We start from the raw sequence: 22866 nt of genomic DNA on the forward strand, positions 1-22866 counted from the left end.
GCGTAGTCTCGCAAAAATTCCCAAGCCGCTTCGGGGCTGACGAGTCTGCGAAGCCGACGAGCGATAGGCAATACCGAGACGCAGACATTACGTGACGGCACTTGATATTGCAGTGCAGCAAGCGTAGAGCACCGCCCGCTTATGGGAGTGTCGTCCATGGCCCTTACCAATGCTGGTAACGAGGCAGAACCTGTCGAACAATCGAGCCATTCTGAGGTCGAGCAGCACAGCACCAAGGTGCTGATGCTGGGCGCGTTGGGCGTGGTTTACGGCGATATCGGCACCAGCCCGATCTATGCATTCCGAGAGGCGTTGCACGCATCGGCCGGTGGCAACGTCGCCAACCGTGGCGACATCCTCGGCGTACTCTCGCTGATCATCTGGTCGCTGACGATCACCGTCACCATCAAATACATCATGTTCGTGCTCCGTGCCGACAATCGCGGCGAGGGCGGGGTGCTGTCGCTGATGGCGCTGGCGCGCAACAGTTTCCCGACGCGCTCGGCGGTGATCCTCGGCATCGGCATTGTCGGCGCGGCGCTTTTTTTCGGCGACGCAGTCATTACGCCGGCGATCTCGGTGCTGTCGGCGGTCGAAGGTATGAATGTCGTCACGCCGACCTTCCAGCCCTATGTGGTGCCGCTGACACTGGCCATTCTGGCGGTCGTGTTTGCGGTACAGCGGTTTGGCACCGGCGGCGTAGGATTGGTGTTCGGGCCCGTTACCGCGCTGTGGTTCCTGGCCATCGGCCTTTCCGGCCTCAACCACATCATGGACGACCCGGAAATCCTGCTGGCAATCAGCCCGCATTATATCGTGTCATTCCTGATCAACTCGCCCGAAGTCGCCTTCGTCACGGTTGGTGCGGTTTTTCTCGCCGTCACCGGCGCTGAGGCGCTCTATGCCGACCTCGGCCATTTCGGGCGCAAGCCGATCGTGCTTGCCTGGCTGGCCATCGTGTTTCCTTGCCTGTTGCTCAACTATGTCGGGCAAGGCGCCTTCGTGCTGGCGAATGGCGGTGTCGTCGGTCATCCCTTCTTCGAGATGAACGAAGGCCGGATGCTTATCCCGATGGTGGTGCTGGCGACGGCGGCGACCGTGATCGCCAGCCAGGCGGTGATCTCCGGCGCTTTCTCGCTGACCAGGCAAGCAGTGCAGCTCAACATGCTGCCGCGCCTGGAAATCCTGCATACGTCGGAAAGACAATCCGGCCAGATCTATATGCCGCGCGTCAACATGCTACTGGCGCTCGTGGTGATGCTGCTGGTGGTCGGCTTTGGCGAATCCAGCAAGCTTGCCTCGGCCTACGGCATTTCGGTGACAGGCAACATGCTGGTGACGAACATACTGCTTTATGTCGTCATGACGCGCATCTGGAAATGGCCGCTCGGCGTCGCGATAGCCTTAATGGCGGTGTTCGTCTTCATCGATACCGGCTTCTTTGCAGCCAACATCGTCAAGGTATTCGAAGGCGGCTGGGCCTCGCTTGCCATTGCCGCAGTGATCGTGATGACCATGTGGACTTGGATAAGAGGCACCAGGTATCTATTCGACAAGACGCGCAGGAACGAGATTCCGCTCGATTCCCTTGCAGGCAATCTGTTGAAGAGGAAACCGCAGCTGATGTCCGGTACGGCCGTGTTCCTGACCAGCGATCCCGCCAGCGCGCCGACCGCGTTGATGCACAGCCTGAAGCACTACAAGGTGCTGCACGAACAGAATGTCATCCTCTCGGTGGTGACGGCGCAACAACCCGTCGTGCCCGACAGTGACCGGGTCAAGATGGAAACGATCAACGAGCTGTTCATGCGGGTGACGCTGACCTTCGGCTATATGGAGCAGCCCAATATCCCGCGCGCGCTGGCGATCTGCCGCAAGCAGGGCTGGAAGTTCGACATCATGACGACCTCTTTCTTCCTGTCGCGGCGCTCGCTCAAGGCCTCGCCCAATTCCGGCATGCCGGTCTGGCAGGACAAGCTGTTCATCGGGCTGGCGCGCACGGCGGCCGACGCAACGGAATATTTCCAGATCCCGACCGGACGCGTCGTCGAGATCGGAACACAGGTGGCGATTTAGTGCATGCCGCAGTTCAGCAGCTGAGAAGCCACTTGAGCGTGTCCATAGAAAGCGCCTCACTGAATACCAAACATCCCCATCCTCTGTTTGGTACGTTTCCAACTCTTGATATCTTGGAATTGACCAAGGATCGCTGCTTGGGTTCTGTCTCGGGAGGCGCGACTTCGGTGAGCAGAACTCTAGCAGCCCTTTCCCAGACTCTCCGCATGAATCGGAGTAGCCTGCTTCCATCGGCGATTTACATGTGGCATCGCCGTTGAGCGACGGCCACCCTTCCGCCCTAATGGGAGGAACAGCTATGGTCAGTAACACCAGCTCAATGAGTGGCATTGCCTATCCCAGCGACCTGGCTTTGTTGAAGCAGGTCTTTGATCGTGTCTGCGCCGAGGCAGGTATCTCCGTTAGTAGCATGCAGGCGGAGCGCCTGAGCGTGAGCGTAATGGCACTGTTCTCGGACGGCGAGTTCGATGAGGCCGTTCTTTATGAACGCCTTAAGCTTGATGCCCGCTCCTTGCCCAGAACGGGCAGCGTATGACCTCCGATCATCAGGAAGTCCTCACGAGCCTTGTAGCTCGTTATGAAACCGTAGTGTCGATACAGGACCGGATCGTTGAGCACGACCGGCGTTTCGGGCCTAGCATCCGAATTGGATGAAGTCCTACTGGAGCGGCTGCTCGTCTCGTTACGGAAGGCCCGCGTCGCCCTGGAGCTGGGCGGTGATCAGGGTGGATTTGCGGCGATAGCGTTCCTCGACGATTTCGAACAGATGGAAGCGCTGTTGGTCGGTGAGGCTGTGAGTTCCGAAGTCATGAGGATGAGCAGTTGCGCGCGGGTGAGTTTGTCGATGAGGCGTGGGAAGCGGCCATCGAGACGAGCGAGCGCCAAATCCTCGAACAGGCGCGGCACGCGCACATAGAGCACGGAATGATCGAGCCGTGCCGCTTGCCGTCCGAAGGCGCAGGCCAGCCACGACTTGCCGGTTCCGGTCTGGCCGGTGACGATCAGGTTCTCACGAGTTTTCAGCCATTTGCCCTGGGCGAGCGCCATGGTGCTGCGCCGGTCGAGTCCGCGCGGCGCGGCAAAGTCGATGTCCTCGATGCAGGCTTCGGGAAAGCGCAGCCTGGCTGAGGCGAGCCGGTTCCGGACGCGCTTGTCGGCCCGCATGGCGACCTCGCGGTCGAGCATCAGGCCGAGCCACTCGTCACGGCTGAGTTCGTTGGCGTTGTTGCGTTCGGCCAGTTCGCGCCAGGCGGCAGCCATGCCGGCCAGACCGAGGGCCTGCATCTGGTCGAGGGTAGGGTTCGTCAGCATTCTTTCTTTTTCCTTCACGGTAATAGGTGGAGCCGCGGATGTTGGCGTCTGGGGTGTCGGCTTTGCCGGTTCTGCGGAGCTGGCCCGGTCGAGGCCGGCTTTGAGGATGGCGGTGACGGAGGAGTAGGCGATCGCGTTGATCAGCAGCGCCCGCTCGCAGGCGGCATCGAGACGCTCCGGCCCATAGCGCGGCGCCAGCGACAGGATGCCCATGGCCGAGCGATATCCCTGTTCCGGATGCGGCCGGTCGCGCATCATGCGCTCGACCAGGATGGCGGCGTTGGGGCCGATCCTGGCCGCCCTGCTGATCAGGCTGGCCGGCGTGGTGTTGGCGTAGCGCTGGTGCGCCTTGGGCATGTGTTCGTTGACGGTGACATGGCCGGAACGCTGTGAGCGACGGACATGGCTGGCGACACGCTGGTGATCGTGGAAGATCTCGACCACTCGATGCGTGAGCCGCACCTCGACGGTGCGCCCGATCAGCCGGTGCGGCACCGAGTAAAAGGTCTTGTCGACCTCGACATGGTAGTCAGGATGGACCTTCGCCGACTTCCACTCGGCGTATTCGAACGGTGCCGCCGGCAGCGGCTTCAAGGCAGCCGCTCGATCTCCCCGAACAGTTCGCGGCGGCTTTGGCCGACATGGCGCATCGGCCGGTTGTTCAGCTCCTCGAGCAGTTCGGCGATCGCCGCGTTGAGCTCGGCGATCGAGAAGAAGGATCGGTTCCTCAGCCGCGCCAGAATCCAGCGCTCGACAATCAGCACCGCGCCTTCGACCTTGCCCTTGTCGCGCGGCTTGCGGCTGCGGGTCGGCAGGATGGTGGTGTCGTAATGCTCGGCCATCGCGGCAAAGGTCGCGTTCAGCGTCGGCTCGAACCACAGCGTCTTGACGACACCGGCCTTCAGGTTGTCGCACACGATCGCTCTGGTGACGCCGCCGAAGAAGGCGAGCGCTCGCACCTGGCCCTCGATCCAGTCCGGCAGCTTCTGGCTGGAGCTGGCAAAGGCGAAGGTCAGATTGGAGGCGCCCAGCACCGCGACAAAAATGTGCGCCGGGTAAATGATGCCGGTCGCCGGATCGATCACCGGCACCGTCTGCCCGGCATAGTCCGTCTGCATCACCGCGCCCGCCGCATGCCGGTTGCGGAATGTCGCGCTCGTCCGGCGCTCGAAAGCGGCGAAGTGCTCGCAGAACCAGGTGTAGCCGTAGCCGTCGGGGTTGGCGGCGCGATACTCCTGCCACAACAGCGTCAGCGTCACCCCCTTGCGCTTCAACTCCCTGGCGATCAGCGCAAAGTTCGGTTCGCTTAGGTCTTGCGGCGGACGACCGGCACGGCCAAACAGCAGCCGCTCAAGTGTCGCGTCGTCGTGCGATATCGCTGGCTCGCCTCGTGACCGATCGGGATAGGAGCGATGCAGTCTTTCTGGGGCGGATGAAGGAACCTTTGACACGGTTCGGAATACACCGCGTCGTGACGCAATATGCCGCCATGGCGAGAAAAACCGTGCCGACCGTGGCCACGAAGCGCGTCAGGCCGTGGCCACGAAGCGCGTCAGCCCCATACGATTCGTCACACGACAGCCGTCCACCTCCTGCGTGCCGGCGTCGATATCGACACGATCCGCGCCTGGCTCGGCCATGTGTCGTTGGACACCACGCACATCTACGCCGAGGTTGATCTGGAAATGAAGGCAAAGGCGTTGGCCAAGGTTGAAGTCAGCGGCTTGAAAGAGCCCCCACGGCAGCGATCTCTGCCGTCATTAATGGCATTCCTGAAAGCCCTGTAGCGAACTACCATCGCCGTTCTTCTTATGTGGCGGCTTGGGCCAAGGAAATCACTGACATCCTTGGCTCATCCCCCGGAGACGCAACATAAATTTGGCCGCAACATAACAGGTGAAGTGTTATGCCGAACATATTAGCCGCTTCTGCGAACTCTTTCGCAGTTTCGAGCAGCGGCTTTCGCCGATGATGCGCCAGGAGCATGCGGCCGGCGACAAGGTCTTCGTCGACTATTCCGGCAAGAAGATCCCGATTGTTGATCGCAAGACCGGTGAGATCCGCGAGGCAGAGATCTTCGTGGCAGTGCTCGGCGCATCCAGCTTCACCTTTGCGGAGGCAACTTGGACGCAAACGCTCCCGGACTGGATCGGCTCGCATGTCCGGATGTTTCGTTTCTTCGGAGGCGTTCCCCGGCTGATCGTTCCCGACAATCTGAAGTCGGGCGTCAGCAGCGCCAGCTTCTACGACCCCGAGATCAACCGCAGCTAGGGGAGGGGATTTCGTTGACCATCGGCCGGCAGAGGAGCGGGCCGAGCGTTTCGTGACATGACCGAACGGAATTTCGTCCGGCTGCGCAAAAAGGTGCCCTGTCGAGACTTACTTGTTAGCAGGGACGAACTCGTGAAGAGTTAAACGACTGATAAGGCAACATTATCATTCGTTTTATGATGCCGACAAGCACAGCGCTTTCTGCGCAAATAGATTGCTAAAAGCGCCGTCATGACTCATCGTGCTTGCGATGATTCTGCGACCCAACCCCTCTCTGTCTCGCCGTGGCGTGCTTGGCGGCGCCTCTTCGATCGCACCGATGGCAACGGTGCCGACCTGGGTTGCGCGGGGCCGCCCTCGACACCCAAACGGTTGCGGGACAAGGCATCGAGGACATTGCAGTCACGGCCGGCGCCGCCATCGGCGCGCTCGATGCGGTGGTCCGCCGGCAGGAGCGGTGGGCCGGCGCCTGGCGGCAGCGCCTGGCGCTTTCGGCGGCTGCGGTCACGGCACGGCAGGCAGGGCGCGTCGAGGACGAAGCGGCCTTGCGCGATGCCGTATTGCTCACAAGACCGGGCGGCAATGTCGGTCCCGCCGGCCTTTTCTTTCTTGCTTGGCGGCGGCTGGCATCTCGGCCAGCGGACGATCTGCTAACGGAGAAAAATGTCGCGGCGGTGCTGGAAGATCTAGGTCTCACGCTCAACGATGAGGCGGTCAGCGATCTGACGGACGATCTGCGACAGCTTGCCGCCAACACCGGCACGGTCGAAACGCTGGTCGGGGCCTTCGCGGCCGCGGAGCGTTACGGCCTCCGGCGCGTTCTCGGAGCCTGGCTTGCCGATGTCTTGCTCGCGCAGCGGCTAGGCTGGACACATGCAATCCCTTTGTTGGGCGCCAAAGCGACCTTAGTTGTGGGTACGTGCCGGGCGCGTCGACCAGTGACTGCCGCTCTGGCTGCCGGCGCCGAAACGGAAGCCGATTGGGCCAAAAGCCTGCTGGCCGCGCAGGCGCGCGCTGCGCTGCGCGCCATTGATCTTTTCGCCGAACTTGAGCGCCGGGCGGACCGGCTGCTTGCGGTTGCGCCGAAACTCAGGGCCAAGGCGGCGGACGTCGTCGTGGAAAAAGCTGCTCTCTGACGACGCGATCGTCGCCTCAGAACAAAGCGCCGGCATGAGCGATCGCGGCCTGCGCCGCCTGTTCGACCGGCTGGTCGAGCTCGGTGCCGTGCGTGAATTGTCCGGCCGCGCTACCTTCCGCATCTACGGGCTGTGAAGACAATGGCGGAGAGTGCACGTAGGCGAGGAGGGAGCCGGCCAGATGACCGTCGATCAGCTGACCAGCTGTTTGACCGGGAACTGGATCATCTGCCGCCGGAAGCGCGTTGGCGTGAATGGATGCACCGGGTCGAAGCAACGATCTTCGCCGCTAGCGAGCCGGTCGACCGCGAAATGCTCGCCCGCATCGTCGGGAAAAGCTGCAGCATTGATCTTCTCATCGACGACATCCGCGAGGAGCTGCGCGGCCGCCCTTACGATCTGGTTTCGGTCGCCGGCGGCTGGAAACATTTGACCCGGCCTGCCTATGCAGACGCCATCCGTGCTGCTGTAGGTGGAAGTGGGAAGACGGCCGACCTTACGCAGTCGGAGGTTTTGGTGCTGATGTGCATCGGCTACTTCCAGCCGATCACCCGCGCCGAACTGTCGTCTTTCTTCGGCAACGAGATCAGTCGCGATTTTATTGGTCATCTGCGCGGTGCCGGCCTGATCGCTTCCGGTCCGCGCAGCCCAACGCCGGGCGCGCCCTACACCTATGTGACGACAAAAGAATTCCTGCTGGAGTTCGGGCTCGACACGCTGCGCGACCTGCCGGATTTCGAAGCCCTCGAGGACGCTGGACTGCTCTCGAAGGAGAAGCTACTCGCAGGTGATATCATGCCAGGATTATACAACGACGAGGAAGAGCATGCTTAGCGTCGGCACTGATGAATAATACGCTGCCTGGCCGGTGGCCGCAGTTCGCGGCGTCCTCAACAGGATCTACGACCGGGGTTCGCGAGATGACGTGAGGAGACGCTGTCGGGCGTGGGGCGTTGCCTAGAAAATGGTGGGGGGAAATATGCCTGTAGCTCGTATTGAACGTGTCATTGGCGGTTTGGTAACCGCGTGGGCCGAGCCCGGTTCTGATGGCTACTTTGCCTGCCATCACTTTGGATCTAACGTGCATCCAGCCCACCTCTCCAGTTTGGATGAGGTGGCGGATTTCCTACGTTCGCATCTCGGCAGCGGTGTTCGCATGAACCCCGGCTGGGTCAAGATTGTACGGAACATCCACATCGATGGGGTTTTGCTCCGCTGATCGGCGCGAGCCGTTCTGGAGAGCCAAAAACGCCGGTGGCGGTGAATGATGGGTCACTCGCAGGCGCGCTGCCTGGTGTGAAGTTGTATCCATCGAGAGTGCTATTTAAGCCGCCGGACGGACCCTGGATAAGCAAATCATCCCAAGAAAAATCCTAGACAAATCATGAGACGGCGCTTCTAATTGCTGAGCCGACCGAAATAGCGGGTTGCGCATGTCTCTCAGTGCTTTGGGGGTTATTGCGAGAGACAGATTGCAATTCTGAACTCTGTTATAACGGCAAGGATACCCAGGGTTTGGGGGAGGGGATTTCGTGATTATCGCGGATAATGAAACCGCCATCGACTACCTGTATTACGAGACGGTCGCTAAAACGGTCGTCAAGCTGATCAGGCAGAAGTCGAAGGAACCGTTGACGATCGGGTTGCACGGCGACTGGGGAGCGGGCAAATCCAGCACGCTGCTGATGATTGAGTCGGCATTCAAGGGACAGACAGACACCCTGTGTGTCCGGTTCAACGGCTGGCTGTTTGAGGGATACGACGACGCGAAGGCGGTGCTGATCGAGACGATCGTCGCAGCCCTCCTCAAGGAGAGGTCCGGGATCGCCAAGGTGGCGGACAAGGCCTGGGACGTCCTGAAGGCCGTCAACTGGATGAAGGCCGCCCGCACCGCAGGCAGCCTGGCGTTCACCATGGCGACCGGGATCCCCGGTCCGGACCTGATCCAGGGGATTGGTTCGATCGCGGGCAAGGTGATTAGCGATCCCAAGGCCTACCTGACCGGCGACGTGTTCAACAAGGTCATGGACGGTGCGGCGGAGCATTTTAAGGAGGCCGCACCTTCCGAGACGACGCCGCAACGGATGCACGCCTTTCGCGAAGACTTCGAGGAGCTGCTGGAGCGCGCCAAGGTCGACCGGCTGATCGTCTTGATCGACGACCTCGATCGATGCCTCCCGCAGACGGCGATCGCCACGCTGGAGGCTATCCGCCTGTTCTTGTTCGTGCCGAACGCGGCGTTCGTCATCGCCGCTGACGAGGGCATGATTGAATATGCCGTGCGCAACCACTTTCCCGATCTCCCGGCGGCGGCGGGGCCTACAAGCTACGCGCGCAACTACTTGGAAAAACTGATCCAGGTTCCGTTCCGCATGCCGGCACTTGGCGCGTCGGAGACCTTGGTCTATCTCACCTTGCTGCTCTATCTGGCCTCCGGCGTCAGCGACAGTTCGGTGGAGTTCAAGAGCCTGCTCGAGGTGGCGCGCAAGGCCTTGCAGCGGCCCTGGCTGGGCACCGGCTTCGACCGAGACAAAATCAAGGCGAGGCTGGGGTCCATACCCTCCGATCTGGATGCCGCCCTGCAGCTTGCGGCGGAGATTACGCCGATCCTAACCGAGGGCGCCCACGGCAATCCCCGGCAGATCAAACGCTTCGTCAACACCATGGCCCTGCGCGTCGAGATCGCCAGCGAGCGCGGCTTCCAGGACGATATCAAGCAATCCGTCTTGGCCAAGCTGATGTTGGCGGAGCGATTCGCCCCGGAACTGTTCAACGCGATCGCCCGCGACGCGTCCGCTGACGGCTCCAAGACCATCTCGATCCTCGAGCGGAAGGTGACCTCGAAGGGTGGCAAGGACGCCGATGATGATCCCATGGCCGACTGGCCCAACATCGAGTGGGTCAAGCGCTGGGCGGCGATCACCCCGCCGCTGAACGGCATCGACCTGCGGCCCTACGTGTTTGTCAGCCGCGACCGCAGGACGTCCGCCGGCATCGGTGTCGCCGGCGGCCCCGTGGAAGCCATGATCGAGCGGCTGGCGACGTCGACTCTCGGCGTCACGCAGGTGACGAAGGCCGAGGTGGCTGCGCTCACGCCCGAAGATGCCAACCGGGTGTTCCAGGGCCTCGTGACGAAGATTGATCAGACCGAAGATCTCGGCAAACGGCCGCCGGCGGCCGAGGGTCTGGCGCGCCTTTGCGGAGACCGGCCGGAACTGCGCGAACCGCTGGTTGCATTCCTCGGACGACTGCCGGTGAGCAAGATCGGCGGGTGGGTGGTTAGCGGCTGGGGTGTGGCGGTTGAGGGTCCGCAGGCGCAAGAGTTCGCCGAGCTCGTGGGAGAGTGGGCAACGCAGACCTCGAACAAGCCACTGAGCGTCGTCGCGTCGCTGCAGCTGAACCCGAAGTCGAAGAGAAAGTAACATGGGAACCTCCGGCACCAAGCCCAGTTCCCCCCGGGCGCTGCTCCCAACCTGGGTGGACGACGTCGCCGCGTCGACCCCGTCGGCCCCGCCCCTTCCGACACCGCTTCCCGTGCCCGCCCCGCCGGGGCAGCCCGGAGCAACTCCGGTTCCTGCCCCGTCGGGCACACCGCCGAACCCGGTTCCCGTGCCACAGCCGCTGCCCCCGCTGGCGTCACCGGCGGCGGGCAAGCCACTCGGCTCCGCTCGCTCGGATTTCTCCCGTGCGGCCCGCTCGCGCGGGGGTGGCGGCAGGGACCTGAGGCGCGCCGCCGGCAAGTACGTCAGAGCCATGGGCGGTGCACGCAACGCTGCCCGTGCCATGGCGCCGTCCCGCAGGGTGATGACTGGCCTGGGACAGCTGTTGGGTCAGGTGGCGCAGAACGGCCCGGCTGCGGCTCTGCGGTTCTTCAACCTGCAGAGCCTCGTCGGCGCCCCGATAGCCGACGTCTTCCTCGCCCTCACGGACCTCCTGTGCCCTGACGGCGGGACGATTGATGAGGCCATTGCGAGGAACGCGATGCTCGAGACCGTGGGCGAGCTCGGCGCGGCGGGAGATCTGCCTTTCGATGGCGCCACGCCCGACGTGCTGGACGCCGTGTTCACCGGTGCGCTCGCACGCTCGATCGAGACCAAGCTGTTCAACGAGATCGGGGGCAGGTCCATACGGCTCCCGACCGACGTTGCCGCGGTCGAGATCATTCAGAGGACGCTGCACGACTTCATCCAGGGCACCGTCCGCGATCGCTTCGCGGCTGCGGGCGGCACGCTGGCGTCAGTTCCCTACGCGGGCGTCGAGGCCTTCGTCCAGGCCATCTACGAGCAGTCCTTCGAACTGATCCGCATCCTGGGGGATAGCGCATGAGACGTTTCGTGTTTGTCGGCCGCCTGGGTGCGGCGGATAACGGGGCCGTGCCGGTCGTCCAGCCGGACGCGACGCCGGTGACGGTCCAGTTCGTGGCCGCGAACAAGCGGCTCGATTACGGCATCGGCAACGCGCTGCAGACGTTGGCCGACCTCGGTCTCCGGCGGACGGAAACCGCGATCGACCTCGTCATCGTCGCCGCCATGGTCAACGCGGCCGACACCCGCGTCTCGCGCTCCGCGAATGCACAGGACGGCTGGACCCGGGAGCTGGACCTAGTGGTGCCGGTGCGTGAGCCTGACTTGTGGGCGGCGCAGGGAGCGTTGCTCGCCCGCACTCTCAGGTTCTTGACGGGCGACCATTGGCGTATCGTGTTCAGGGCACGGCCCGCACCCTTTGCGACGATCGCAACGGCGCGGCCGTCGCTGGGCCTCGCCGAGCCGGACGAAGTGTGTCTGTTCTCCGGCGGTCTGGACAGTCTCGTCGGGGCGTTGGATTTCCTGGCCGGGGGCGGGAAGCCGCTTCTGGTGAGCCATTACTGGGATTCGGAGACGAGCAAGGCGCAGACGTTGCTGCTGGACTTGCTGCGCAAGAATTACAAAACAAACGAGCCGTTGTCCCTGCGGGCGCGCCTCGGCTTCGACCGCAACCATGTCGACACCGGCGAGGTGGAAAACAGCCAGAGGGGGAGATCCTTCCTGTTTTTCGCGTTGGCCATTTTGGCGGCTTCGGGGCTGACGTCTGACGCCCCGGTCCGCGTGCCCGAGAACGGCCTGATCGGCCTCAACGTACCCCTCGACCCGCTCCGCCTCGGTTCGCTCAGCACCCGCACCACTCACCCATTCTACATGGCGCGCTTCAACGAGTTGATGCGGGGGCTTGGCATCGCCCGGCGTCTGGAAAACCCCTATCGCCACGTGACCAAGGGTCAGATGGTCAGGGATTGCGAGGATCCGGCGCTGTTGCGACGGGCCATTCCCTCGTCGATGTCGTGTTCCTCGCCGGCGAAAGCCCGCTACAGAGGCCTGCCACCGCAGCACTGCGGAACGTGCGTCCCCTGTCTGATCCGCAGAGCATCCCTGGCAGCCGGCCTGGACGCGAACGAGTCGGATACGACACCCTATGTGGTGAAGGATTTGGCGGCGCGTCGTCTCGATACGCTCGAGGCCGAGGGCGAACATGTGAGGTCGTTTCAGCTGATGGCGGAGCGGTTACGGCGGAATCCGCGGGCCGCAAAGGCCCTCGCGCGCATCCCCGGTCCGCTGACCGACGAGCCGTCCGAGATTGACGACTATGTTGACGTCTTCGTGCGAGGGATGCAGGAAGTGGCCCATTTCCTCGAACCCGTCAGGGCGAAGCCTAGCTGAGCATGTCTGCACCACGCCTCGTCGATTTCCACAGTCACCTGGACCTGTATCCAGATCCGGCCGCGGCTATAAGAGCCTGCGAAGAGGCTAAGGTGGCGACGCTCGCGGTGACGACGACGCCGAAGGCGTTCAGGCAGAACATGAACCTTGCAAAGGGCGCCGAGTTTGTGCGCATTGGGCTCGGCATTCACCCGCATCTTGCCGAGCAGCGCTGGACCGAACTGCCCCTGTTCGAGGCGCTGTTGCCCGAGACGAGGTATGTCGGCGAAGTCGGTCTCGATGCGAGCCCCGCACACTACCGCTCGATCGATCGTCAAGTCGACGTCTTCAGGCGTATTCTAACCTCCTGCCAGAGGGCGGGGGACAAGATCCTCTCCGTGCATAGCGTCCGCACGGCGTCGAAGGTTCTCGACCACATCGAGGAGCTGCTTCCCAAGGGCAGTGGCAAGGTGGTGCTGCACTGGTTCAGCGGATCGGTCGCAGACGCGCGGCGGGCTGCGGCTCTCGGGTGCTATTTTTCCGTCAACCAGGCCATGTTCAGGTCCGAGCGGTCAGTGGCTCTCCTCGGGACCTTGCCGCTCGACCGGCTGCTCACGGAGACGGATGGTCCCTTCGTGGAGGTAGATGGTTCCCCCGTCACGCCGGGCGGCGTGGACGAGGCCGTTCGCATGCTTGGCGACGTTGTGGGCCTGGGCGCCGAGGAGATGCGGCGCGCCATTTTGAATAATCTAAAGGCAGTTTTGGAACGGTCCGCAAACTGACGATTCCACGCCGACCCGAGCTTATCGTGGCCAGCGACTCTGCACCATTCGCTACCGGAGCTTGAGGAGCTCGATGAGCTCGTCGGCGTTGAGCAACTGGCCGGCACGCCTGTATGCCGGCGAACCGCGGCGGGCCTCGATTTCGGCATATTTCTGCAGCATCTCGCGATAAGTCGACACCGTGTTGGCGTGAGCGTTCAGGGATCTGTCCCTGAACTCCTCAAAGCGCCCGAGCTTTTCGACCATGAATTTGGCCATCGACATGTAGCGTCCCTCTTCGTTCCCGTCGAAGCCGTCAAACTTGGGGTTTTTCCCCCAGTACTTCACCTGGTCCTCGACGCGCTGCCTGTCTTCGGGACTGAGCTTCTCATATCCCCATTCAATGGCTCGCCACATCGCCATCGTGTCGACCACGAAGTCGAGCGCCTCGGGGTCGTCGACCTCATCGTGAAAGATGCCCGACATTTCCCATTCCAGGCCCCAGAAATGGCCTCCGTAGATGGCGCTCTGAATCAACTCGACTGACTTCATGTCCTCGTAGCCTTTATGCTGGCGCAGGACTTCGGCTAGCATCCACATGATCAGTTTTTCAGAGCTGGTCGGCCGGAAGGCCTTGCGCCGACCAGCCTCAAGCCCAGTATACACCAAGGTGCGGATGGCCTCTGCCCGCGAAGGGAGGTCACGCTGCTCTCCCCGCCAAGCATCGATCCGGTCAATCGTGCTTTCATCGAGCCTGAGCTCGAATCGCTCGGTTTTCACCATTTCTACCTCCAATCAAGTCCGTACCGAATCCATATCGTACGGACATTGTACGTAAGACACGGTGAAAGGCAAGCATCGCCATCTCGCATGTCGTTACTTGGGTCAGGACGGGGGCGCGTCACACCCCCCACGGCTGGCATGCCGGCCGGTGCCTGCACCTCCGGCATGTGGCTAGGCGCTCGTCGGGACCCTCAGGGAACAGGCGAGTCGATCAGAGTGCAGGTGTCAGGATCCGGGCCGTAGTACTGCGCGAACTGTCGCTCGCCAAGGCGATCAGTGCAGCATTTTCGGATTTCCCGGTAAGCCATTTGAAATCGTAGCGGAAAGGTCCCGGCTCGAGGACCCATTGCAGGGCGAGATCGAACACGAGCATTCCGCCAAAGAAGGTGTTGACCAGTTTCTTGATGTTTTCGGGGCTCCGGCCGCGCACGGCGCGAGGAAAGATCTGCTCGGTGTCACCTCTGTCCTGGAAGAGGGACAGATGGGTGACGAACAGCGATCCGGCCTCAGGGTTGAAGTTGTCTCCCGCCATCCAGATGCCCGGCCAACAGAAAAATTCGGGACTGCGCTGCTTGTCTCGGCAAAAAGCGATGAAGTGCGAGACCAGGACCCGGACAGGCATGTTCACACCGGCATAGTTGAACGTACGATGCTCCTCCATCAGGGCATCGACAGGGCCCTTGTCGCCGAGCAGCCCGACCACGGCAGCAAGTCCCGTCCGCGGATCATCGTATCCGCATCGCTCGCTCAGTCGCGCCGCGACGTGCTCATACTCCTGAGCGGAGAAATTTTGCACCGCCTGGGCGAGCTCGGGGGTTTCGGCTGCGGCCAGGCAAAGTCTTGTGAAGCGCGCGCCAGGATCAACGTCGCGGATAAAGTCCTCGAAGAACTCGATGTCGAGCGGAAACCCCCTCGTCGGGTTGATTGCCAGATCGCAGATCAGCAGAAACAGGCCGACGATCGGGCTGTCATACCGTTCGGGCCATTCTGTCCCAGTAAGCACCAGGAACAGTTCAAACGAGTCGACATAGACGGGCGCAAAGTAGCCTTGCTCGCGATACGTCTGAAGCAGCTCGGGACCGCCTGACGATGCCAAATACTGAATTTGGCAAAAGCGGGCCTGGCCTTCGAATATCTGCTGGATGCCGATGTCGGCGTAAGGTGGGCGCGCACCGCGATGGAAGCCTTCAATCCGGCTGAGTTGAAGTTTGAGGAATTGTGCATCCCAGCGACCGGGGTCGGGAAATTGCCCTTCCGCGAAGTCACAGGACCCGTTGATCGCGTGGACGATCTCACCATAGGTTTTGAGGTAGCTGTGCCCGACGCTCTGAAAATAGGGCGTTTGCTCCAGCGAGAGGATCGACTTCGGCGACCAGGCAAGTTGCTTGTAGAACTTGATGTCGAGCGCGTTGTTGACGGCAATATTGGCGGCGGCGAGCACCGGATCAGAGTGCGTCCGACCGTCGAGCATCGCCCTGTGCGCCCAAGCCTTTACAGGTTTGGCGACGCCGGCGCCCCGCGCAAAGGTCTGAAGAGACGTCATGCTGCCATAGATTTGCGCCGGGTACGCCAGGCTGAGGATGAGTCCCGCAGTGGACCCCATGTGCTGCCACCAATGCACGGTTTCGTGCAGATAGGTCGAGTAGGCTTGGTACAGTTCGGCTGCGTCATGACCCTCGGTGTCGCGCTGGGTGAGCGCGTCGACAAGCTCATGGGCGCGGGGACTGAGGCGCAAGACGAAATGTTCCGTCGTGTAGCTCCCGTGGCCTGCCAGCGTGGCGTCGAACACCAGTGGATCGTTGGCTGGGTTGAGCAGATACGGATCGAGATGGGAGAACAGGGACATGGGAGAACTGTAGCAGAGATTGCCTACGGAAGCGGACAAACGCCGGGCTACCAGGCGATCGGCCTGACGGCACGCCACGGCGGTGCAGGTCGGCCTGGAATTCGTCAGTCCGGAGGCGCCAATCGGCGTATTCCCTTGCGCCGTACTCCTTCGCATGGACCGACCGGGCGTCTTCGTGGGCGAGACACCGAAAAAAGCGGGGCCTGACGAAAAGAATAGTTCGCTGGGGCGGCGCGCTTAAGGGTGTGGGTTGCCGAGCGGATCCATGCCGAGCGCCAGCCTGACGCTCTCTCGGATGCTTTCAGTCATCGCCAGCAGAACTTCCGGTCGGATGTCTCCGGGCTTTTCAACCACCATATAGCGCACACGCACATAATCGTTCTTGTCGGCCAGAGTTTTGGCTTGGCTGACAGTTCTGGCAGGCAGGACCAGGCCTGAACCTTGAGCGGCCACAGCCATCTCGTGCAGATTGTGCCCCAAGGCCCGCAAAGCCTCAATGTCTCGGCCCGCGCTGCGGAGGTAGCATTTCAGGAAGAGTTCGCACGCATGGTAGCAAAGCAACCTGGTCGGTCCCGACGTCAGACCGCGGCGACCGGCATCAACGGCCTTCGCGGCCTGCAAAAAGGAGTCGGCGAGCAGGAAAATACCGAACGGGGTGGCGCCTTCCGATTCTGGGATCATGCAGTCCAGTTGATTTTGGTGTTCTGGAGTCTCAAGTCGAAGTGCCCCCGACCGATATGACGCCGTTCGATTGAGATTCTCCGTGCATGGCACGACTCCCGGTGGGCCTTGGACGTGACGGCAGGACTTGAACCTGGGACCTCCTCGCCCCTAGATAGCGGTGTCACGCACCACCCAGGTCGAAAGCGAGGCGCTCTATCCTCTGAGCTACGCCACGATCTGCCTATGCATCGTTGTCCACGACCAGCTGCGGCTTCTTACGCTTCAACCGGTTCGATCTCTCCTCGGCCGCCTTCTTGATCTCGGCGGCCTTTTCCAGCGCAAACGGCTTGGCGGCCTCGATCAGGCCATCGAAATGATAGCGGTTCGTCATGCTGCCATTGGGCGTGTTGCGCCGTTCCTCCCGGCCAAGAAGTTTAAGGGCCTCGAGGGCGGCAATGCGTTTCTGAATGGTGCGGGGCGTCACCCCGATCGCCTTGGCGATGGTTTCGACCGAGGGGTGGGGAAGGTTGTCGGGCAGCCACCAGTACTGGACCAGGTGGATGATGATGTTCATGTCGAGCGCATCGAGGCCGAGAGCCTGCTGCTTCTCGATGATGATGTTGGGGAAAGCGCTCCAGCCCGTGGCCATGAGTGCCTTGGTCCACTTCTTCTCGTTGGTGCGTAGCTTGTCGACGTCTGCCTTGGCGGTTTCTGGCTGGGCCATCTGAGGCTCCCTGTGATGAACTGCGCCTAGATATGGTGGTTTCCCGTGATGACGCAAGGGCATTGGGGACGGTTCTGCATTCAGGGGGAGGGTGTTTCAAGGTTCGCCCGGCCTATGTCCCTGGATTCAGGGGCCGGGGAACCGCGCTGCACCCAAAGAAGAGGACTTGATAATATGAAGTGCCGATCAGACGAACCGTGCTATATGCAAGCGATAAGATAGGGACCCCCCGACCAGAGGTTCACCCGGGGTGTTGACAAAGAGAGCGTCAATACCCATACTTTGGGCGTGAGCATCGCTCCGGGGTTGGCGCCAGGCGCCAGCCGAACTTTTCAAAACGAAGGCCCGGCTAGTCCGGGTCTTTGTTTTTTATCCGTTCAAAGCAGCTGTATTTGATGCCGCAGGATGCCAGGTCCTCGGGCTGCAGGTGCGCGTCGATGAGACGCTTGTGGTCCATCAGGGCCCTGTAGGGCCGGTAGGACGGGTCATAGCCGCCCTTGGCCATCGGATAGAGGTAGAGATCGGCGATCTGCAACATCGGCGTGGCTTTGGTTCTGCCGCGGGGCTCCCCGCGCACGATGTCCCTGAACTCCTCGGCAGTTAACGACCCGTAGCTGGCGGAGTTGGCGCCGTCGAACGGCATCCCCTGCGTCTTCAGGATCCGCGTGTAGGCCACCAGGTCGCGGTCCTCGGCTTTGCCGGCGCGCTCGAAGAACACGCGCAGCTTGCGGTCCTGGCTGCGGGCATATTTGGCGGCGCGCTCGATCAGGATGCAGTAGGCGGTCTTGCACATGAACCAGAGCTGGTCCCGGTACCGGTCGCGGTAGCGGGCAACATAGCCCGGTCGGTCGATGACCGCGGCGATGCCGATCACGGGCAGCCCAAGCAGCATCCCCTGCAAGTCTCCCAGGAATTCAAAAGCGGACTCCGGCTTCTTCAGCCAGCCGAAGTCGCCACGGCCGCCCCGGATCGCCCAGGAGTGGAGCGGGTAGGTGATGCCGTGCTTCTGGCAGAAGGCCTTGTGGCGGGCATAGAGCTCATCGACGTCTTCCTCGTTGATGAGGATGCCGCCGAGGGCGAAATAATCCATTTCGTCCCGGCGCTTCTCTCTGGGCTCTCGGTCTGGCTCACGGCTGCCGCTGTCATCGAGGTAAAGGTGGATTTCGCGGTCGGTCACGGGCAGGCTTTCAATTTCCGCACCAGCTTGGCTCAAAAACCTGAACCTGTACAGCTTGGCGACACTCGTGCGCGCCACAGGGAACGTTGCAGCTCAGGCCGATTTCATCTGCACCATCAGCGTCTCGCAGCTGAGGGTGAGTTGGCGGGCATATGCCTTCGAGGCGTCAAGCGTGGCTCGCTTGGTGACGCAAAGATCAGGTAGCCCGCATGCACGGCGGCGAGGATGCCGAGGGCCGCAAGCTTTCCATGGGTTAGCTCGGCAAACGATCCTCGTCGACATCAACATCCGCGCCGCCGCCGACGATCCCGAGGACGACACCTACGACGTTGCCCAGGATCTCAAGAGGCGCCTCTCCCGCGACGACAAGGGCCGGCTCTACGTCGACGCCTTCCTGCTCTCGCACCCGGATTCCGACCACGTGACCGGGCTCACGACGCATTTCCACCTCGGCCCGCCCGAGGATTTCCCGGAGGGTGACGAGAACCTCATCCTGATCCGCGAAATGTGGTCGTCGCCGATCGTGTTCCGGCGCGCCAGCAAGCAGCACAAGCTCTGCGACGAGGCCAAGGCGTGGGCCACCGAAGCGCGGCGCCGGGTCGCGCTGTTCAAAGAGAAGGGCCTGACCGGCACCGGTTCAGGCGACCGCATCCTGATCCTCGGTGAGGATAAAGACGGCAAGACCGATGATCTCACGGACATCCCGGTCAAGCAGGACGGCCTGCTGACCGCAGCTGACCGCGTGAACACGGGCCAGTTCGAAGGCCGCCTGCTGGCGCCGATGTACGTCGACGAAGACGACAAGGAGCTGATCGAAGTCCTCGAGAAGAACAACTCCTCGGCGATCGTGCGGTTCTCCATCGCCGGCGACGGCGTGGCCGACCGCTGCCGCTTCCTGACCGGTGGCGACGCGGACGTCTCCATCTGGGACCGGCTGTGGCAGCGCCACAAGGACAGTAACAAGGACTGGCTCAGCTACGATGTCATGGAGACGCCGCACCACTGCTCCTGGCGCACCCTGAGCCACGACCGCTGGTCCGAGATGGGCGAGAAGGTCAAGGTGTCCGAGGACGCCAGGAACGCACTCTCCCAGACCCGTGACGGCGCCATCATCGTCGCCTCCTGCAAGCCCATCAAAAAGGACGACGACAACCCGCCTCATGAGCGGGCCAAGCGGGAATATGTCTCGATCACCTCGGCCGAACGCTTCATCTGCACGACCGAGTATGCCGATGAGCACGACGGGCCGGTCGAGTTCAACATCACCGGCGTCGGCACATCCAAGCAGCTGGCGCTGACCCCGAAAAAGGCCGCCTCGATCGCCGGCGTGACCGGAGTGACGACGACGCCCAGATCCCACGGCTGAGCCATGGCCTCGGCAGACATGAAGCGGCACGCGGAACACTTTCTGCGTGTCGCAACAGAGATTCCGCAATGCCAGCGCTGTGGCCTGATCGCCGTCGGTGACGACGTGGCGACCCTGTTCCTTGATCTGGCCGTGGAGATGCCAACGCACTGGCACGCCAAGGGCACCGCCCCTAACGGCGTCCTGCCGGTCGAACGCGTTGAGGTCCTGCTTGGCGCTGACTACCCGTGGCGGTGCCCCACCTTCACCCTGCGCAAGGGCTTTCCGCGCAACCTGCACCATCTGACGCCCGGCTCGGAAAACGTGTGTCCAACCCCCTGTCTTGTGGATGGCAACCAGGACGAATATTTCAATCAGCACGGCCTGATCGAACTCGGCATCGGGGCCATCGTCAACCAGATGGGCGTTTGGCTCGGTCGCGCAGCAATTGGCACCTTGATGGATCCGGATCATGGCTGGGAACCCGTGATGCGCCAAGGCCTGCCGGACCGGCTTATTATCGATGCGGACTTCGCCCGAAGCCAGATCACCGACAAGTCCGGCTCGGTATGGCTTGCTACCAAATTCATGAAGGGCAAGGATCTCGCTGGCAAAAGGTCCTACACCCTCTCGGCGCACAATGAATTTGCCGCTGCCGTCGGCAACATGTCTGCTTTCCCCTTTGAGGCCGAAAGCGAAGGACGCTACAGCGGCATCACCGCGACGGTGCTGATCTGGCCGCCAAATGGCGCCATCACAAGTGCGGTGCTGCCTGAGACGGTAGCGAACCTTGACGACTTGGCACAACGCGCTGAGGCCTTCGGCTGCGGCGTTGAGTTTGCGAAATTCCTCGACAGGCTCCAGCGGCGCTGGGCGGGCAAAACCGATGACGCGACCTTCCCGATCGCCGTTTTGTTTGGCGTGCGGCGACCTTTTCGGCTGATCGGGCGGGCGTCGACGATCGAGTTGCTTCTTGATTGAAATCACGGCTCCGCAGAAGCGGGCCTCGCTGTTCGAAGGGCCCAACGCGAGAGCCGCCGTTGCCATGGAGCAACTGGGTCGCACGACGCCCGCGCTTCTCCGCGCCGTGTCGGCAGCTCCCTCTTATCCGCCATTCAGCCTGGTTGGCTGCGGCAGCGTCGGATCGAAAACCGCTCTGCATCTGGCCCGTGCCGGCGCCCAGATCTTGGCCGTCTCCGACAGCAACGAGCTGCGGCCCCACAACATGGCCCGGCACGCCCTCGTGCGGCCACCCCTGCCGTGGCCGAAGGCGTTTGAACTGTCTGACGAGCTGGCCCTGCTCGGGCAGAAACCGGAAGCCCATCTGATTGACGTGGTTAGGGGCCTGAAGCGTGCGGACAATCGCCTGCTGATTTCGCCGCCCGGGACCGGCACGCTGCTCAACACGACCGCATCGAGCCTGGTGCGCGATGCCCTGTCAATGGTGAGCCCTGCCGAGCTGCCGGCACGCATGGCGGAGATCGCCCTTTTCGGGCGCGGCCGTGGCGGTTTCGTATTTCATAAGGGAAGCAACCGCAATCCGAGCCTCGCCGACCTGCAGGCGGTGCTGTCCGCGACCGTGACGCCTTATGAACGGACATTGTTGTTCGATCCCGAGTTCGGGCTGACGCAAATTCAGATCGGGGAAGGCTGCGGCTCCATGACTATGCCGATGACCGACGCGCGCCTTTCGGCGATGACCGCCATGGCCACCGAGGAACTCATGCGCCTCGCCGGCGCCAATGCCGATGGCGGAGAACTGGTCGTGGGGGTGGCAGAGCCCGATAGCCCATCGACAAGTTGGCGCCGCCTCTCCGTGTCAAAATTCCTGGAAATCCCGGTCGAGGGCAGCGAATGGACTTTGCGTCTGTCGTCGCACGTCGCCGGCATGATCCGCGAAGAGACCGCGCGGTTTCCCAATGTCGAGACGGGAGGCCTTCTGATCGGCTCCTGCAGTTCTCTCATGAAGACTGTCACGGTGGTCGACCTGATCGAGGCGCCAGAAGACAGCGTGAGGACGCCGACGCTGTTCGTGCTTGGAACGAAGGGCATGAAGAATCGATCGATGCCCGTTTCGAGGAAAGCGGCCGCTCGCTGCTTGATGTGGGTACCTGGCACAGCCACCTCGCCGAACAAGGTCCCTCGCCCACCGACCGCAAGACGGCCAAGCAGGTCGCCGTGGAGCGAGCGCCGCCGGCCATCCTTTCTCATTGCCACTCCAGCCACGTACCATGCCATCATGCATCAGGACGCGCCATGAACGATTACCTCGACGCCTACTCCATCAAGGCGCGCCTCGCGCCGGCAGCTCTGGCGATTGCCCCGGTCATTGTCCTGATTGTGCTGGCCTTCAACTGGGTTCAGCCGAGCCTCCCCGAGGCCATCATCGGTCTCGCCGTCATGGTCCTGTTCTTCGCTGCCTCGAATGTGGCCCGCCGCCTGGGCAAGAGGAAGGAGAGACAGCTGTTCGCGACGACCGGCGGGAGACCGGAAAATCGCGAACTGAACCACCTGGATAAGACACTCGACGAGCGGACCAAGGACCGCTACCGCAAATTCCTCGCCAAGCAGCTCGAGCAGCCGGCGCCGACGCGCGACATGGAAGTCGAGGACCCCGACGAAGCGGCTGCGTTCTATGTGCAGTGCTACAACTGGCTGCGCGAGAACACCCGCGACACCGAGAAATTTCGGATTCTTTTCAACGAGAACATCGCCTACGGCTATTACCGCAATCTCCTGGCGCTGAAGCCCTATGGCATCGTGCTCAATCTGCTGACCATCGCCGCCGCGGCCGCAATCATCTACTACAAGCCCGATTTCGCTTGTTGTCGAGGTTGATCAGCGCCATGTCCCCGTTGCCCACGGGGAAAAGGTCAGTTTTGCAGGCATCTGTGTCGGTTCCTATGGTTGGCCGGAACGGGCACGCAACGGATCATTTCCGTGTGCGCGCGCCGCCGGCAACTAGCCTGTGGCTTGTCAATGGAGCCTTGGGGCACTAGAACCGACTTGCAACGGTACGGACCTGTGGTCTGGGCAGTCTTACGGCGCCACGTCCGCAGGTACGCACAAACAGAAGGCAGGCGGTGGAATCACCGTCTGCC

19 protein-coding genes, 1 tRNA gene and 4 pseudogenes are annotated in these 22866 nt (G+C 62.2%); 16 read left to right on the top strand and 8 right to left on the bottom strand.

Annotation, left to right across the window (positions count from 1 at the left end):
• Positions 1-156 precede the first annotated feature (156 nt).
• Positions 157-2076: a potassium transporter Kup gene (locus EN859_RS07980; RefSeq protein ID WP_091600265.1), complete on the top strand. Its 1920-nt coding sequence runs from the start codon at positions 157-159 to the stop codon at positions 2074-2076.
• A 298-nt stretch (positions 2077-2374) separates the two neighbouring features.
• A complete protein-coding gene (locus EN859_RS07985; protein ID WP_091600251.1) occupies positions 2375-2611 on the top strand; it encodes a hypothetical protein in 237 nt (78 codons plus the stop codon).
• Between the two features lie 174 nt (positions 2612-2785).
• On the opposite strand, the pseudogene EN859_RS07990 reads toward EN859_RS07985, so the two are convergent.
• Together EN859_RS07990 and istA are read right to left on the bottom strand one after the other, a co-directional pair.
• A pseudogene (locus EN859_RS07990) lies at positions 2786-3387 on the bottom strand (ATP-binding protein); the annotation flags it as partial.
• A 16-nt stretch (positions 3388-3403) separates the two neighbouring features.
• A pseudogene (gene istA, locus EN859_RS07995) lies at positions 3404-4805 on the bottom strand (IS21 family transposase); the annotation flags it as partial.
• A 63-nt stretch (positions 4806-4868) separates the two neighbouring features.
• Between istA and EN859_RS39110 the strand changes: the two are divergent.
• From EN859_RS39110 to qatD, 10 genes and pseudogenes are all read left to right on the top strand, one after another.
• Positions 4869-5006, top strand: a pseudogene (locus EN859_RS39110) (hypothetical protein); the annotation flags it as partial.
• Positions 5007-5033: 27 nt separating this feature from the next.
• Complete coding sequence (locus tag EN859_RS39115) at positions 5034-5174, top strand: hypothetical protein (protein WP_236473399.1); 141 nt, start codon at positions 5034-5036, stop codon at positions 5172-5174.
• Positions 5175-5307: 133 nt separating this feature from the next.
• A pseudogene (locus tag EN859_RS08005) lies at positions 5308-5655 on the top strand (IS21 family transposase); the annotation flags it as partial.
• Positions 5656-5999: 344 nt separating this feature from the next.
• Positions 6000-6794 carry a DUF1403 family protein gene (locus EN859_RS08010; RefSeq protein ID WP_329608779.1) on the top strand — a complete coding sequence of 265 codons (795 nt, stop codon included), beginning with the start codon at positions 6000-6002 and terminating at the stop codon, positions 6792-6794.
• Between the two features lie 34 nt (positions 6795-6828).
• Positions 6829-6930, top strand: coding sequence for a DUF1403 family protein (locus EN859_RS40445; RefSeq protein WP_329608780.1), 102 nt, complete (start codon positions 6829-6831; stop codon positions 6928-6930).
• Positions 6931-6935: 5 nt separating this feature from the next.
• A complete protein-coding gene (locus tag EN859_RS08015; protein WP_091600266.1) occupies positions 6936-7628 on the top strand; it encodes an SMC-Scp complex subunit ScpB in 693 nt (230 codons plus the stop codon).
• A gap of 698 nt (positions 7629-8326) precedes the next feature.
• Positions 8327-10216, top strand: a complete 1890-nt coding sequence (gene qatA / locus EN859_RS08020) for a Qat anti-phage system ATPase QatA (RefSeq protein WP_091600253.1) — start codon at positions 8327-8329, stop codon at positions 10214-10216.
• Between the two features lie 331 nt (positions 10217-10547).
• Positions 10548-11120, top strand: coding sequence for a Qat anti-phage system associated protein QatB (gene qatB, locus EN859_RS08025; RefSeq protein WP_126089958.1), 573 nt, complete (start codon positions 10548-10550; stop codon positions 11118-11120).
• A complete protein-coding gene (gene qatC / locus EN859_RS08030) occupies positions 11117-12487 on the top strand; it encodes a Qat anti-phage system QueC-like protein QatC (protein ID WP_091600255.1) in 1371 nt (456 codons plus the stop codon). Before qatB ends, qatC begins: the two co-directional genes overlap by 4 nt.
• Positions 12488-12489: 2 nt before the next feature.
• Positions 12490-13248: a Qat anti-phage system TatD family nuclease QatD gene (gene qatD / locus EN859_RS08035; protein WP_126089957.1), complete on the top strand. Its 759-nt coding sequence runs from the start codon at positions 12490-12492 to the stop codon at positions 13246-13248.
• Positions 13249-13299: 51 nt separating this feature from the next.
• Here qatD and EN859_RS08040 read toward each other — a convergent pair whose 3' ends face one another.
• The 6 genes from EN859_RS08040 to EN859_RS08065 form a co-directional block, all read right to left on the bottom strand.
• A complete protein-coding gene (locus EN859_RS08040; RefSeq protein ID WP_091600257.1) occupies positions 13300-14010 on the bottom strand; it encodes a YfbU family protein in 711 nt (236 codons plus the stop codon).
• Between the two features lie 211 nt (positions 14011-14221).
• Complete coding sequence (locus EN859_RS08045; RefSeq protein ID WP_091600258.1) at positions 14222-15856, bottom strand: hypothetical protein; 1635 nt, start codon at positions 15854-15856, stop codon at positions 14222-14224.
• A 237-nt stretch (positions 15857-16093) separates the two neighbouring features.
• Positions 16094-16537 (bottom strand): hypothetical protein, encoded by a 444-nt coding sequence (locus EN859_RS08050; protein ID WP_091600259.1) that lies wholly within the window; start codon positions 16535-16537, stop codon positions 16094-16096.
• Positions 16538-16646: 109 nt separating this feature from the next.
• Positions 16647-16754: transfer RNA gene (locus EN859_RS08055), tRNA-OTHER, on the bottom strand.
• A gap of 6 nt (positions 16755-16760) precedes the next feature.
• Complete coding sequence (locus EN859_RS08060) at positions 16761-17243, bottom strand: helix-turn-helix domain-containing protein (RefSeq protein ID WP_126037961.1); 483 nt, start codon at positions 17241-17243, stop codon at positions 16761-16763.
• 349 nt (positions 17244-17592) lie between these two features.
• Entirely contained in the window at positions 17593-18420 is an 828-nt protein-coding gene (locus EN859_RS08065) for a DUF3800 domain-containing protein (RefSeq protein ID WP_091600501.1), read from the bottom strand.
• A gap of 184 nt (positions 18421-18604) precedes the next feature.
• Here EN859_RS08065 and EN859_RS08070 point away from each other — a divergent pair, with 184 nt between their 5' ends.
• The 4 genes from EN859_RS08070 to EN859_RS08085 are packed head-to-tail and all read left to right on the top strand — an operon-like array spanning position 18605 to position 22603.
• Complete coding sequence (locus EN859_RS08070; RefSeq protein ID WP_245525508.1) at positions 18605-19786, top strand: metallohydrolase; 1182 nt, start codon at positions 18605-18607, stop codon at positions 19784-19786.
• Positions 19787-19789: 3 nt separating this feature from the next.
• On the top strand, positions 19790-20746 hold the full coding sequence (locus tag EN859_RS08075; RefSeq protein ID WP_091600498.1) for a hypothetical protein: 957 nt from the start codon (positions 19790-19792) through the stop codon (positions 20744-20746).
• Positions 20739-22025 carry a hypothetical protein gene (locus tag EN859_RS08080; protein WP_126089956.1) on the top strand — a complete coding sequence of 429 codons (1287 nt, stop codon included), beginning with the start codon at positions 20739-20741 and terminating at the stop codon, positions 22023-22025. Before EN859_RS08075 ends, EN859_RS08080 begins: the two co-directional genes overlap by 8 nt.
• A complete protein-coding gene (locus EN859_RS08085) occupies positions 22022-22603 on the top strand; it encodes a hypothetical protein (protein ID WP_126089955.1) in 582 nt (193 codons plus the stop codon). The genes EN859_RS08080 and EN859_RS08085 overlap by 4 nt, the downstream gene beginning before the upstream one ends.
• The last annotated feature ends 263 nt before the right edge of the window (positions 22604-22866 follow it).

The sequence above is a fragment of the Mesorhizobium sp. M00.F.Ca.ET.216.01.1.1 genome, assembly GCF_004010325.2.
In the GTDB taxonomy this organism is placed as follows: Bacteria; Pseudomonadota; Alphaproteobacteria; order Rhizobiales; family Rhizobiaceae; genus Mesorhizobium.

Coding starts and splice junctions, on each gene's coding strand:
- EN859_RS08015 (WP_091600266.1), top strand. CDS start 6,936: ATGGCGGAGAGTGCACGTAGGCGAGGAGGGAGCCGGCCAGATGACCGT.
- EN859_RS08085 (WP_126089955.1), top strand. CDS start 22,022: ATGAACGATTACCTCGACGCCTACTCCATCAAGGCGCGCCTCGCGCCG.
- EN859_RS07980 (WP_091600265.1), top strand. CDS start 157: ATGGCCCTTACCAATGCTGGTAACGAGGCAGAACCTGTCGAACAATCG.
- EN859_RS08060 (WP_126037961.1), bottom strand. CDS start 17,243: ATGGCCCAGCCAGAAACCGCCAAGGCAGACGTCGACAAGCTACGCACC.
- qatB (WP_126089958.1), top strand. CDS start 10,548: ATGGGCGGTGCACGCAACGCTGCCCGTGCCATGGCGCCGTCCCGCAGG.
- EN859_RS07985 (WP_091600251.1), top strand. CDS start 2,375: ATGGTCAGTAACACCAGCTCAATGAGTGGCATTGCCTATCCCAGCGAC.
- qatC (WP_091600255.1), top strand. CDS start 11,117: ATGAGACGTTTCGTGTTTGTCGGCCGCCTGGGTGCGGCGGATAACGGG.
- EN859_RS08050 (WP_091600259.1), bottom strand. CDS start 16,537: ATGATCCCAGAATCGGAAGGCGCCACCCCGTTCGGTATTTTCCTGCTC.
- EN859_RS08040 (WP_091600257.1), bottom strand. CDS start 14,010: ATGGTGAAAACCGAGCGATTCGAGCTCAGGCTCGATGAAAGCACGATT.
- EN859_RS08075 (WP_091600498.1), top strand. CDS start 19,790: ATGGCCTCGGCAGACATGAAGCGGCACGCGGAACACTTTCTGCGTGTC.
- qatD (WP_126089957.1), top strand. CDS start 12,490: ATGTCTGCACCACGCCTCGTCGATTTCCACAGTCACCTGGACCTGTAT.
- EN859_RS40445 (WP_329608780.1), top strand. CDS start 6,829: ATGAGCGATCGCGGCCTGCGCCGCCTGTTCGACCGGCTGGTCGAGCTC.
- EN859_RS08045 (WP_091600258.1), bottom strand. CDS start 15,856: ATGTCCCTGTTCTCCCATCTCGATCCGTATCTGCTCAACCCAGCCAAC.